Annotated in this window: 9 protein-coding genes; 5 read left to right on the top strand and 4 right to left on the bottom strand. The window is 56.9% G+C overall.

Annotated features, from left to right (window positions below; all coding sequences use genetic code 11):
- Positions 1-184: 184 nt before the first annotated feature.
- From pstB to ACETPC_RS17950, 3 genes are read right to left on the bottom strand one after another with little or no spacing between them, the layout of a single operon-like run.
- Positions 185-952 carry a phosphate ABC transporter ATP-binding protein PstB gene (pstB, locus tag ACETPC_RS17960; RefSeq protein WP_380183700.1) on the bottom strand — a complete coding sequence of 256 codons (768 nt, stop codon included), beginning with the start codon at positions 950-952 and terminating at the stop codon, positions 185-187.
- Between the two features lie 14 nt (positions 953-966).
- Positions 967-2607 (bottom strand): phosphate ABC transporter permease PstA, encoded by a 1641-nt coding sequence (pstA, locus tag ACETPC_RS17955; protein ID WP_380183698.1) that lies wholly within the window; start codon positions 2605-2607, stop codon positions 967-969.
- Positions 2607-4727: an ABC transporter permease subunit gene (locus ACETPC_RS17950; protein WP_380183696.1), complete on the bottom strand. Its 2121-nt coding sequence runs from the start codon at positions 4725-4727 to the stop codon at positions 2607-2609. Before ACETPC_RS17950 ends, pstA begins: the two co-directional genes overlap by 1 nt.
- Positions 4728-4884: 157 nt before the next feature.
- On the opposite strand from ACETPC_RS17950, the gene ppk1 reads away from it, so the two are divergent.
- The 3 genes from ppk1 to tehB are packed head-to-tail and all read left to right on the top strand — an operon-like array spanning position 4885 to position 9077.
- Entirely contained in the window at positions 4885-6945 is a 2061-nt protein-coding gene (ppk1, locus tag ACETPC_RS17945) for a polyphosphate kinase 1 (protein WP_380183694.1), read from the top strand.
- A 6-nt stretch (positions 6946-6951) separates the two neighbouring features.
- Complete coding sequence (ppx, locus tag ACETPC_RS17940) at positions 6952-8481, top strand: exopolyphosphatase (protein WP_380183692.1); 1530 nt, start codon at positions 6952-6954, stop codon at positions 8479-8481.
- Positions 8478-9077: a tellurite resistance methyltransferase TehB gene (gene tehB, locus ACETPC_RS17935; RefSeq protein WP_380183690.1), complete on the top strand. Its 600-nt coding sequence runs from the start codon at positions 8478-8480 to the stop codon at positions 9075-9077. The genes ppx and tehB overlap by 4 nt, the downstream gene beginning before the upstream one ends.
- A 31-nt stretch (positions 9078-9108) precedes the next feature.
- Here tehB and ACETPC_RS17930 read toward each other — a convergent pair whose 3' ends face one another.
- The gene (locus ACETPC_RS17930) at positions 9109-11316 is read right to left on the bottom strand and encodes an EAL domain-containing protein (RefSeq protein ID WP_380183688.1); all 2208 of its coding nucleotides are present in this window, start codon (positions 11314-11316) and stop codon (positions 9109-9111) included.
- Positions 11317-11625: 309 nt separating this feature from the next.
- Here ACETPC_RS17930 and ACETPC_RS17925 point away from each other — a divergent pair, with 309 nt between their 5' ends.
- Together ACETPC_RS17925 and mgtE are read left to right on the top strand one after the other, a co-directional pair.
- Positions 11626-11850, top strand: a complete 225-nt coding sequence (locus tag ACETPC_RS17925; protein WP_380183686.1) for a YfgG family protein — start codon at positions 11626-11628, stop codon at positions 11848-11850.
- A 100-nt stretch (positions 11851-11950) separates the two neighbouring features.
- Positions 11951-13387 (top strand): magnesium transporter, encoded by a 1437-nt coding sequence (mgtE, locus tag ACETPC_RS17920; protein ID WP_380183684.1) that lies wholly within the window; start codon positions 11951-11953, stop codon positions 13385-13387.
- Positions 13388-13404 lie beyond the last annotated feature (17 nt).

Here is a 13404-nt window from a genome sequence, read left to right as displayed (position 1 = left end):
GCAGATAACGTGCCCGGCAGCGTTTGCCGTTGGCGTCACGTTATGGCTTGAACTCTATCAAGGCGGATTCGCCTCTTAATGGGGTCTCACGCGACAGAAGTAGTTTGGATTAGCCACCTTTACGGTGGCTTTTCTCGTTTTTAGAGCCCAGCGAAAGGTTGGTCACTTAACACGCTACCCGCACTCAACCATAGCGCCCGGTAATATAATCCTCGGTGCGGCGCTGGCGCGGCGCGGTAAAGATCCTGTCGGTTTCGTCAAACTCCACCACGCTGCCCTGATGCATAAACGCGGTATAGTCAGAAACGCGCGCGGCCTGCTGCATATTGTGCGTGACCAGCACCAGCGTAAAATGCTGTTTTAGCGTGCTCATCAACTCTTCAATAACCAGCGTCCCGATAGGATCGAGCGCCGAAGTTGGCTCATCCAGCAGCAGGATCTCTGGTTCGATGGCGATAGCTCTGGCGATCACCAGCCGCTGCTGCTGGCCGCTGGAGAGCGTTAAAGCGTTTTGCCAGAGGTTGTTTTTGACTTCCGGCCAGAGCGCCGCCGCGCGCAGAGCGCTTTCTACCGCTTCGTCCAGCACGCGCCTGTCCCGCACGCCCTGAAGGCGCAGACCGTAAACCACGTTTTCATAGATGGTTTTTGGAAAAGGATTGGGCCGCTGAAAAACCATACCAATCCTTCTGCGCAGCGCCGCCAGATCTTCATTGCCACTCAGGATGGAGTGCTGATGCAGGCGGATATCGCCCGCCACCCGGCAGCCGACAATAAGATCGTTCATGCGGTTAAAGCAGCGCAGCAGCGTCGATTTGCCGCAGCCCGAAGGGCCAATCAGCGCAGTGATACGGTTTTTCGGAATACTTAGCTGGATTGCTTTCAGCGCCTGTTTCTCGCCGTACCAGAGCGAAAGGTTGTCCACTTCCAGCGCGGTTTCCTGCTCGTTTGGCATTACGCACTTCTCCATTAATTAATCAGCGCACGGTAGCGTTCGCGCAGCCGGTGACGCAGCACCATCGCCAGCAAATTCAGCGCCAGGATAATCAGTACCAGCAGCAGCGCGGTGGCGAAAACCAGCGGCCTGTCTGCCTGGGCATTGGGGTTCTGAAAAGCCTGATCGTAGATCTGAAAGCCCAGATGCATAAATTTGCGGTCAAGGTGCAGATAAGGGAAAACCGTATCAACCGGTAGCTCCGGCACCATCTTTACTACGCCCACCAGCATTAGCGGCGCGGTTTCGCCTGCCGCGCGAGCCACTGCGAGGATCAGGCCGGTCAGCATGGCCGGAACCGATAGCGGCAGAACGACGTGCCATAAGGTTTCCGCCTGGGTGGCGCCCAGCGCCAGCGAGCCCTGCCGTAGCGACCGGGGAATGCGCGACAGCCCTTCTTCCGTGGCGACGATCACCACAGGCAGTGTTAGCAGCGCCAGCGTCAGCGACGCCCACAGCAAGCCCGGCGTGCCGAACGTCGGATCCGGCAGCGACTGCGCGAAGAAAAGCTTATCCAGGCTGCCGCCAATCAGCCAGACGAAAAAGCCCAGCCCGAATACGCCATAAACGATTGAGGGCACGCCTGCAAGATTGACGACGGCGATGCGTACCAACCGTGTGATCAGGCTGTTTCCGGCATATTCATGCAGCCAGATAGCCGCCACTACGCCAAGCGGCATCACTACCACGGACATCAGCAGCACCATCAGCACCGTGCCGAAAATGGCGGGGAAAACGCCGTCTTCGCCCAGGCTGCCGCCGGAAGCGCCGCTGACAAAGCGCCACAGCTGATGGCCGAAATGCTGCCATTTTTCGCCATAGCTCATCTTATTAGGGTGCCACGCTGATAAAACACGGGTTAGCGGGATGTTATGCTGCTGCCCGGCGACGTCGCGCAGGATCAGCACCGTACCTTCGCTTTCTCTGGTCAGCCCGGCCAGCTCCTGCGCCTGCTGACGAAACTGCCTCTGGATTTCGGCGCTCTCCGCCTGCCAGATGCTTTGCGCCTGCGGCGTATATTTTTGCTCATGCTGCAAGCGCTGGCGCCTGTGTTCCAGCTGCTCCATCTCATTGTTAAGCTGCGCCATTTTTACATGGCGGATTTTTTCCGCACGCTGCTGGCGCTGGCGTGTTTCTTTAATGCGCTGCTGGAGTTCACGCAGCATATTGGCGCCGACCAGCGGCCTGCCGTTTTCCCGCAGCCCCTCAAACCAGCCATAAGCCATGCCGCCCACGCGACGCTGCACGGCGAGAACATCTTCAGGCTTTGTCGAGGCAACAATATCGCTGCTAAGCAGGCTGTGAAAATCGCTGTCGCTGAAGTCGCGGTTGCCGGTTTTGATCAGGTAGCGCGTCACCTGGTCCGGTAGGTTTTCCGCCAGCGGCGCGCCGCTGGCCTGCAGGCGCTGGCGCGAAATGCTTTGCGAGCTGGTTATTTCACCCAGCATTTGCTGCTGGCTATTACTGACCGTAAACAGCGTTACCGGCTGCGGCCAGAAGTAGCGGACGCCAGACCAGGCCAGCAGCGCAATCAGCAGCAGAAAAGCCAGCAGGCTCAGCGCCACGGCGCCGCCGGTCAGCCAGCGCCAGCGGTGGTTGCGGTTAACGGCGCTCATCACTGGGCTTCCTGCTGGCTGAAGCGCCGCCGCAGCCGCTGGCGCACCAGTTCAGCCAGAGTATTAACCACCAGCGTAAAGATCAGCAGCACCAGCGCGCTAAGAAACAGGACGCGATAGTGGCCGCTGCCTGCGGCGGCTTCCGGCATCTCTATCGCCACGTTGGCGGAAAGCGTGCGCACGCCCTGCAGGAGTCCGCCTTCGGTTACTGGCGTATTCCCCGTCGCCATCAGCACTATCATGGTTTCTCCTATCGCCCGGCCAAAGCCGATCATTAAAGCGGCAAAGATACCGGCGGAAGCGCCCGGCAGCACTACCCTGGTCAGGGTTTGCCACTGGGTTGCGCCGAGTGCCAGCGAGCCCTGGCCTAACGAAGGCGGCACGCTGAAGATAGCATCCTCTGCCAGGGTAAAAATAAGCGGCACCAGCGCAAAACCCATCGCCACGCTGGCTATCAGCAGGTTGCGCTGCTGATAGCCGCCGCACAGGCTTGCGCCCAGGTTAAAGCCGAGCACGCGATGTTCGAACATCGGCAGCAGCCAGATGCAGAACAGCGTTACCAGCAGCAGTACCGGCAGCAAAACCCAGATTTCTCGCCCTTCGTCGCACAGACGCCTGCGCCATTTTTCCGGCAGTTTTTGCGAAACCCAGCTGCACAGCAGCAGCGCTGCGGCCAGCGCCAGCGGCCATAGCAAAACGCCCGCCAGCCGCTCGGCTAATTGCGGCGCCAGCCATAGCCCGGCGATCAGGCCGATGACCACACTGGGCAGCGCGCCCATCATTTCTATCGCCGGCTTTACCCAGCGGCGCAGGCCCGGCGCCATAAACCAGGCCGTATACATGGCAGCGGCCAGCGCCAGCGGCGTGGCGAACAGCATCGCCAGCCCGGCGGCTTTTAATGTCCCCACCACCAGCGGCACCAGGCTGAATTTGCCCTGATAGTCGTCGTTAGCCGAGGTGGACTGCCAGACATAGTCCGCTTTGGGATAGTGCTCATACCAGACTTTGCGCCACAGGTTTTGCCAGCTGATATCGGGCCAGGGGTTGGTGATGCGATAGTGCTGCCAGCCGCCCTGCCGCTCTACCAGCAGTCCATCGCCGCGCGGGGCGAACACTGCGTTTAGCACGCCAGAATCCAGTTTTGCGCTCAGTACCACGCCCTGCTGCTTACTGGCGAACAGCTTTAGCTCGCCCGCCTGGCTTAAAGTAGCAAAGACGCGCCGGTGAGCTTCGGTCAGTAAAAATGATTGGTTTCCGGCCTGGCTAAAACGGCGGATATAGTGCAGATGCGGGCCGGTTTCGCTGGCGATATCGAACCATTGCGCAATGCCGCTATCGTCGACAGCCAGCAGCGTACTGCCGCCGCTCAGCAAGGCGATACGCACAGGTTGCTGTGAAAAAGTATGGGATTCACGCAGCGTCAGCCCGCTGTCGGTAATGCGCCAAATGCGCAGAATATTGCCTGCCAGGGCATAAAGCAGCTGGCCGTCCGGCGCAAGCAGCAGCTGGCTGGCTGGCGGCGTAGCCACGCTGAAGCTGAGCGGCGGCTGCCCTGGCCGCAGCTGTCGCAACGTTAACTGCTGTGGGCCAGCTTCTGCCACCAGCCAGCGCTGCTCATCAGGATGGGCCAGCGCGATAGCCTGCACGGCGGGATCGCCTGCCAGCGGCCGATCCCCCAGCGGGAATTTCCAGCGCGGCTCTGACTCGCTGAAATCCGGCTGCACCAGCGTCAGTCCGGCAGCGCTTTTTAACAGCACGTTATCTTCTACAACGGCAGTGCTGAAAGCGCCGTGCGCCAGTTGGAGTTCAGGCATGGCCGTCTTACCGGTCAGCGAAGTAAAGCCAGCGCGGCCCTCGGTATCAATACGCCACGCCCAATTCTGCCGCGCGTCCATACCCAACGCGACCGCTGGCTGACCTTGTTTGAAAGTAATATGACCAGCGTTCTCTATAGTCGGCGAGGAAAAAAGCGGCACTACTACCCAGATCAGCCACACAAACAGCAGCAGCATGACCAGCAAAATAGCCAGCCCGCACGCCATTACCACGCGCCGGGTCAGCCGATCGATAAACTGGCGGCGCCGATCGTTATAATGTGCAGGAATGGGAATTGGGTTCATGCCAGTCTTCGCTATAGAGTGCGCTAAAGCGCCTTATGTTGCCCGTATGCGGCCCATAAGACAATCGGCATTCGCCATAGACATCGCTGTCATACTCTCGTCATAATGCCTGGAGACAATGCCTGGTTTTTTACAGGATCTGTGGAACGGAGTAAAAATGGGTCAGGAAAAGCTTTATATAGAAAAAGAGTTAAGCTGGTTGTCCTTTAATGAGCGCGTTTTGCAGGAGGCGGCCGACAAAACCAACCCGCTGATCGAGCGGATGCGCTTTTTGGGCATCTACTCCAATAACCTGGAAGAGTTTTACAAGGTCCGCTTTGCCGATTTAAAACGCCGCATTTTGATTGGGGAAGAACAAGGTTCGCCCGATACGCCGCGCCATCTGTTAAAAAAAATCCAGGCGCGCGTGCTGAAAGCCGACCAGGAGTTCGACGGGCTCTACAATGACCTGCTGCTGGAGATGGCGCGCAACCAAATCTTTCTGATTAACGAGCGTCAGCTCTCCCCCAACCAGCAAAGCTGGCTGCGCCACTACTTTAAACATGAGCTGCGGCAGCACATCACGCCGATTCTGGTTAACTCCGATACCGATCTGATTGAGTTTCTGAAAGACGATTACACCTATCTGGCGGTGGAGATCATTCGCGGCGAAGAGATTAATTATGCGCTGCTGGAAATCCCTTCCGATAAGGTGCCGCGCTTCGTCAATCTGCCGCCGGAAACGCCTCGCCGTCGCAAGCCGATGATCCTGCTGGATAATATTCTACGCTACTGCCTGGGCGATATTTTTCGCGGCTTCTTTGATTATGATGCGCTGAACGCCTATTCGATGAAGATGACCCGTGATGCGGAGTACGATCTGGTGACCGAGATGGAGTCCAGCCTGCTGGAGCTGATGTCTTCCAGCCTCAAGCAGCGCCTGACCGCCGAGCCGGTGCGCTTTGTCTACCAGCGCGATATGCCCGACGCTATGGTAGAGATGCTCAGCAAGAAGCTGAATATCAGCAACTATGACTCTATCGTGCCCGGCGGCCGCTACCATAACTTCAAAGACTTTATCGGCTTCCCGAACGTTGGCAAGGCCAATCTGGTTAACAAACCGCTGCCGCAGCTGCGCCATGTCTGGTTCGACCGTTTCCGTAACGGTTTCGACGCTATCCGCAACCGCGATGTGCTGCTCTACTACCCTTATCACACTTTTGAGCATGTGCTGGAGCTGCTGCGCCAGGCCTCGTTCGATCCCGCCGTGCTGGCAATAAAAATCAATATTTACCGCGTGGCGAAGAACTCGCGCATTATCGATGCGATGATCCATGCGGCCTATAACGGCAAGAAAGTTACCGTGGTGGTGGAGCTGCAGGCGCGCTTTGATGAAGAAGCCAATATTCACTGGGCGAAACGCCTGACGGAAGCGGGCGTGCACGTGATTTTCTCCGCGCCTGGCCTGAAGATCCACGCCAAACTGTTTTTGATTTCCCGCCGCGAAAACGGTGAAATCGTGCGCTACGCCCATATCGGCACCGGCAACTTTAACGAGAAAACGGCGCGCATCTATACCGACTATTCGCTGCTGACGGCGGATGCCCGTATCACCAACGAAGTCAGACGGGTCTTTAACTTTATCGAGAACCCCTATCGTCCGGTAAGCTTCGAGCATCTGATGGTTTCACCGCAGAACTCGCGGCAGATGCTTTATCAGCTAATCGACCATGAGATTGCCAACGCGCAAAACGGCATTCAGGCCGGTATTACGCTGAAAATCAATAATCTGGTGGATAAAGGCCTGGTGGATCGCCTTTATACCGCTTCCAGCGTCGGCGTGAAGGTCAATCTGCTGGTGCGCGGCATGTGTTCGCTAATCCCAAATCTGGAAGGCATCAGCGATAACATCCGCGTGATTAGCATTGTCGATCGCTACCTGGAACACGATCGGGTCTATATTTTTGATAACGGCGGCGATAAAAAAGTGTTTCTTTCTTCCGCCGACTGGATGACGCGCAATATCGACTACCGCATTGAGGTCGCCTGCGCCATCCTTGACCCAATTCTGAAACAGCGGGTGCTGGATATTATTAGCATCCTCTTCAGTGATACGCTTAAGGCGCGCTTCGTAGACAAAGAGCTTAGCAACCGCTATGTTCCGCGCGGCAATCGCCGCAAGGTTCGCGCGCAGCTCGCTATCTACGATTACATTAAATCTCTGGAACAACCTGACTAATTCACTATGCCAATTTCCCATAAAAGTACGCCCAAACCCCAGGAGTTCGCCGCAATTGATTTGGGCTCGAACAGTTTTCATATGGTGATTGCCCGCGTGGTGGACGGCGCCATGCAGGTGCTCGGCAGGTTGAAGCAGCGCGTGCACCTGGCCGACGGTCTGGATGATCACAACGTGCTCTCCGAAGAGGCAATCGAGCGCGGCCTGAGCTGCCTGGCGCTGTTTGCCGAGCGCCTGCAGGGCTTCAGCGCGGCCAACGTCACTATTGTCGGCACCCATACGCTGCGTCAGGCGGTTAACGCAGAAGATTTTTTACAGCGCGCGGCAGAGGTTATCCCCTACCCGATTGAAGTGATTTCCGGGCAGGAAGAGGCGCGCCTGATTTTTATGGGCGTGGAGCATACCCAGCCGGAAAAAGGCCGCAAGCTGGTGATTGATATCGGCGGCGGCTCGACCGAGCTGGTGATCGGCGAAGATTTTGAGCCGAAGCTGGTAGAGAGCCGCCGTATGGGCTGCGTCAGCTTCGCCAACCTCTATTTCCCCGGTGGTGCCATCAGCAAAGAGAATTTCCGCCGCGCCCGCCTGGCCGCCACGCAGAAGCTGGAAACTCTCTCCTGGCAGTATCGCCTGCACGGCTGGCAATATGCGCTGGGCGCTTCCGGCACCATTAAGGCCACGGTAGAAGTGCTACAGGCGATGGGCGAAAAAGACAAACTGGTGACGCCGGAGCGGCTGGAGATGCTGTATGACGAAGTGGTTAAGCATAAATCCTTCGATAGCCTGAGTCTGCCTGGCCTTTCCGACGAGCGTAAGGCGGTGTTCGTACCTGGTCTGGCGATCCTCTGCGGGGTTTTCGATGCGCTGGCGATCCGCGAACTGCGTCTTTCCGACGGCGCGCTGCGTGAAGGCGTGCTTTATGAGATGGAAGGCCGCTTCCGCCATCAGGATATCCGTAGCCGCACCGCGCAGAGCCTGGCGAATCACTACGCTATCGACAGCGATCAGGCCAGACGCGTGCTGGAAACCACGGAAAATCTTTATGTACAGTGGCGCGATCAAAACCCTAAGCAGGCGAATCCACAGCTTGCCGCGCTGCTGAAGTGGGCGGCGATGCTGCATGAGGTCGGCCTGACCATCAACCACAGCGGCATGCACCGCCACTCGTCCTATATCCTGCAAAATACCAATATGCCGGGCTTTAACCAGGATCAGCAAACGCTGCTGGCGACGCTGGTACGCTGCCATCGCAAAGCGGTAAAGGTAGACGAGCTGCCGCGGCTGACGCTGTATAAGAAAAAGCAGGTGCTGCCGCTGGTTTTCCTGCTGCGTCTGGGCGCGCTGCTGAATAACCAGCGCCAGGCAACCTCTACGCCCGATTCGCTGCTGCTGGAAACAGACGACGGCCACTGGGCGCTGACTTTCCCACGCGATTATTTTAGCCAGAACAACCTTGTGCAGCTCGATCTGGAACGCGAGCAGAGCTACTGGAAAGAGGTGACCGGCTGGCAGCTGACGATTAAAGAGTCCGAAGTATGAGTACAAAGCCCGACAATTATTACACTGAAAAGTATCAGCTGACCGCGACCCATTCCGAAGTGGTGGAGGCCGTCGGCCAGATGACGGTGCCCGGCGGACGGGCGCTTGACCTGGGCTGCGGCAGCGGGCGCAATTCGCTTTATCTGCATCTGAAAGGGTTTGAGGTAACGGCCTGGGATCGCAACCCGGCACGCCTGGAGCAGATTATCGCCGAAGAGAGGCTGAGCGGCATCCAGACCGCAACCAAAGACTTTAATGAGCTTAGGTTTAACGGCGCTTACGATCTGGTGCTTTCAACCGTGGTAATGATGTTTTTGCAGCCTGCCGCTATTCCGCAGCTGATTGCCGATATGCAGGCCAGCACGGTCAGAGGTGGCTATAACCTGATCGTGTCGGCAATGGATACGGAAGATTATCCCTGCGAGCTTTTCCCCTTCGCCTTTAAATCCGGCGAGCTGAGCGAGTATTACCGCAAATGGCGCATTGTGAAATACAACGAGCATGTTGGCCAACTGCACCGCACGGACGAACAGGGCAACCGCATCTCGCTACGTTTCGCCACGCTGCTGGCGCAGAAAGAGCGGGTTAAAGAGTAGGATTTCCCAGGCGGCCGCAAAGCCGCCTCTTTTACAGGCTGGAGAGCGGAAGCGCTTCGCCGTAAAGCTCGCCCTGAAGATAATCCACCCCCAGCTTGCGTAACTGCTCGTCCATTTCCTGCGTGGCCACGCCCTTAGCCACAACCTGCATCTTCTTCATGCGCGCCAGTACACAGGTAGAAGCGACGATCTGATAATCCAGACTGTTATTAAATATATTGCGTATATATTCACCATTGATTTGCAGCATATCCGCTTCGCTATCTTTTAACAGGAAATAGCTGCCGTAGCGCTGGCCGACATCGCTAATGGCGATACGGCACCCAAGCTGGCGCAGCTGGCTGATGGTGCGATAGCCACCGCCGTGCGGTGCCATCATCGGCGATTCCTCAATGTTGATAATGAGCTGCCACGGTTCTACGCCATGCATTCGCAGCAGCGCCTGAACTTCCTGAACCAGCCCCGGCCTGCACAGGCTAAGCGTAAAAAAGTCGAGCGCAATTCTGATCCCCGGCTGCTTTTCCCGCTGCTCGCTGATAAAGGCCAGCACCTGGCGCAGCCGCCAGCTATCCAGCTCCCAGGTTAAACCGAATTCGGCTATCACCGGAAAAAAGGTTTCCGGCGGTATGGCTTCGCCGCAGGCATTCGGCAAAGCCAGCCTGACGTGGTAGTAGTCGTCTCCGCGAACGCCACAGATTCTCTGCGCCGAGAGCTGGAAACCATCCAGCTTCAGCGCCTGCTGGATATCGTTTAACAGCGCGATTTTTTTACCTATGCGATACTGCACCGGCAGCGTCAGCTTTTGCTGCAAATTTTCCGTCATGCCGCTGGCCAGCGACAGTTCCGCCATGCCGCTCAGCTCTCCCAGCAGCTCATACAGATGGTGAACCGGCGGCTGTACGCTGCAATAACTGACGCCAATATCCGGGTGCACCGGCAGGCCGTCCCAGCTTAGGTAGTAATCTTTGAGCCTGGCGGCGAGATGTTCTATACGCGCCAGCTGGCTATTTCCCTCGAGCCGCATCACCAGATCGAAGCCGGGCAACTGGTAAACGTCTTCGCCCGGGTGCAGCTCCGGCCTCAGATGGCTGGCAAGGCTGCGCTTATAGTGAATACGCAGCCGCAGCCCGTAGGTTCTGCTCAGGCGATCCAGCTCCGGTATGGTCAAAAAGCAGAGCGTGGAGCAGGTGCTCTGCGCCAGCGCCAGACTCAGGGCGCGCAGGTTCGGCAAATTCATCACCGGATCGTTTAAGGCTGCCGCTTTGGCTCTGGCTAAAGTACGCCGCTGGCGCGTGGTAATAGCCGCCATCAGTAGCAGGCTCAGGCTGAAGACCAGCAAATTAGCGGAAATCACCGCCAGCTGATAAGGCTCCGTTTCCGGATGTAAAAAGCGATCGCGCAGCTGATAAAGCGCGATCAGCAATAGCGCCCAGGCCAGGCTGGTAAACAGATAGCCGAAGCGCATCGCGGCCCAGAGCATCAGCGGCAAAATCAGCGGCAAACCATAATCGGTGGTCAACAAATTTTGCCGGGTCGTAGTGACTTCCAGCAGCATCGTCAGCAGGAATACCAGCAGCATAAGCCAGATTACACATTCCGTTTTGCTGACCTCCGGTGAAAATTGCCGCCGAAGCCTCGGCAGAATAAGGCGTAGATAGCCCGGACTACGCAGGCTGCGCGCCACCAGATAGCAAATGGGCACCATAGCGACGCAGGCCAGCAACACCGATTGCAGATTCAGCAGCGTATGCAGCGAAAGGATCTGCCACGAAAAAATCGATTTTCTCAACGGCACTACGCCAGCCGAAGCCAGCGTCTGCATTAAAAAAATAAACAGCACGGGCGTTACCACCACCAGCCAAAGTAGCCTGCAAGGCATCAGGCGCAGCTCGTCGTAATCAACGCCCCATCGCCTTTTGGTCTGAAACCTGTAGCCGCCCCAGCCAGCCGCCAGCGCCATTAGCCAGCTAGCTGAGATGACGGCGGCGGGCAGCGGCGCGTAACGATTAAAGTAATAGAGGCTTAGCCCCAGTACGATGCCCGGAAATGCGCCCCAGTCATAGACCAGCATCAGTGCAATCATCGTGGCCAGCGGCAGGTAGATTAGGTAGACATAGCCATCCATGATTTCCAGCCGTACCGAAAGCTGCGTGGCGAGCGGCATCAGGATCGCGGGCAGGATTAAAGCCAGCCCCCAGGGGCTTTTACGGAAACGATTGAGATGGGCAGTGGTGATCATGGTACTCGCTGAATTACCGGGCATACACGCCCACAGACAGGCGCGCCGAAACTGGCCAACGCCGCTTACTCCCGGCTACCAGGCGTCATGCCTTAAGCAACCTGCGTTATCAGACATAAATTTGAGCAAACGATATTTTCGATGCGGGAGTATCCGCCATACTATGCGCAAACAGGGCTTTAAATTTGATCTATAACAATTTCAGACGCCTTTACCCGCGATAAGTGACAGATTTTGTATACCGTGCTCAGAAAACCCTGAACCAAAGCTTTCCGCACGGTCGATCGGCATTGACCTGACGGATGCGCTGTGTCTAAATTGCACTATCGCCCCTCGGGCATACTTCAGGAAAATTGCGTGAACCGCGCCATGGTCTTTAACAAACGCCGCAAAACAAGTCGAATGACCCGCATCGTGCTGCTGGTCAGCTTTATTATCCTGGCCGGCCGGCTGCTTTACGTGTTGCCTGGCGCCATTGAACATCACAAGCAAAAAAAACAGGAAACCCCGGTATCCGTCAGCACCGTTAAATAACCCTCAGCTTCCTGAAAAAATGCAACTTATTCCTCTGATTTGCCCAATTTAAGCAATACTTACTTCTTTGTCCGCTTTTGCCAGACACAAGGGAATTTTTATGTCTGTAGCCCAGTCACATGCTCAGCAGCTTGCTGAAATTCGTAACCGTATTCTTAATCTGTTGCTCAATGACAACGACCTGGTCGATACGCTGCTGCAAAAGCCGCTAAGGCAGAGCGAAGCCGAAGCCGAAGCGCATCAACAGCAGGTGCAGGAGTTAAGAGATTACCTGCCACTGCTGCACGCGGCGGATATAGCCGATCTGCTGGAAGCCCTGCCGGAAGAGCATCGCCAGGCGCTCTGGCGGCTGGTCGACACTAACCGCCGCGGGGAAGTGCTGGTTGAAGCATCGGAAAACGTCTGGGAAAGCCTGATCGAGGAGATGAGCGACCGCGATCTGCTGCAGGCTATTGAACCGCTGGATATTGATGAACAGGTTTATCTTGCCAAGTACCTGTCGCGCGATTTAACAGGCCGCCTGCTGACTTCGCTCGATCCGGCGCAGCGTTCGCGCGTGCTGGAGGTAATGGATTTCGACCGCGACCGCGTAGGCCGCATTATGGATTTCAAGCTTGTTACCGTCCCGGCCGATATCAAGCTGGCTACCGTACAGCGCTACCTGCGGCGCAAGAAAGTGATGCCGGACGGCACCGATAAGTTATTTATTACCGACGAAAACAACACGCTGCTGGGCGAGCTGACGCTGATGGATATCCTGCTGAACAAGCCAGGCAAGCGAGTGTTCGAAGTGATGAACGACAGGCCGGTGACTTTCCGGCTGGATGATAAAGCCGAAGATGCGGCAGGCGCTTTTGAACGCTACGACTTGATTTCCGCTGCCGTTATCGATGCCAAAGGCAAGCTGATGGGCCGCGTCACTATCGAAGATGTTATCGACCTGGTTAACGAGGCTAACGACAGTAATATTCGTAAGATGGGCGGTGTTAATCCCGACGAGGATGTTTTCGCGCCGGTCAGAAAAGCGGTACGCAACCGCTGGACATGGCTGGCTATCAACCTTTGTACCGCTTTTGTCGCCTCGCGCGTGATTGGCCTGTTCGAAGATACCATTTCGCAGCTGGTGGCGCTGGCGACGCTGATGCCTATCGTCGCCGGGATCGGCGGTAATACCGGCAACCAGACGATTACCATGATTGTGCGCGCGCTGGCGCTGCATCAGGTCGAGCCCGGTAACTTTTCGTTCTTAATAGCGCGCGAGCTGGGCGTGGCGCTGATAAACGGCCTCTGCTGGGGCGGCATAATGGGCGGCGTCACCTGGGCAATGTACGGTAACGCGGCGCTGGGCGGCGTTATGATGCTGGCAATGGTGCTGAACCTGCTGCTGGCGGCGCTAATGGGCGTGTTGATCCCGTTGATTATGACCAAACTCAAGCGCGACCCCGCGGTTGGCTCCAGCGTGCTGATTACCGCGCTGACCGATACCGGCGGCTTTTTTATCTTCCTGGGGCTGGCGACGCTGTTTTTACTGCACTGAGGTCAGTGGGCGGCCAG

This window comes from Pantoea sp. sgz302252 (assembly GCF_042610525.1).
Taxonomy (GTDB): Bacteria; Pseudomonadota; Gammaproteobacteria; order Enterobacterales; family Enterobacteriaceae; genus Erwinia.
This window is presented reverse-complemented; position numbering and strand designations above follow the sequence as displayed.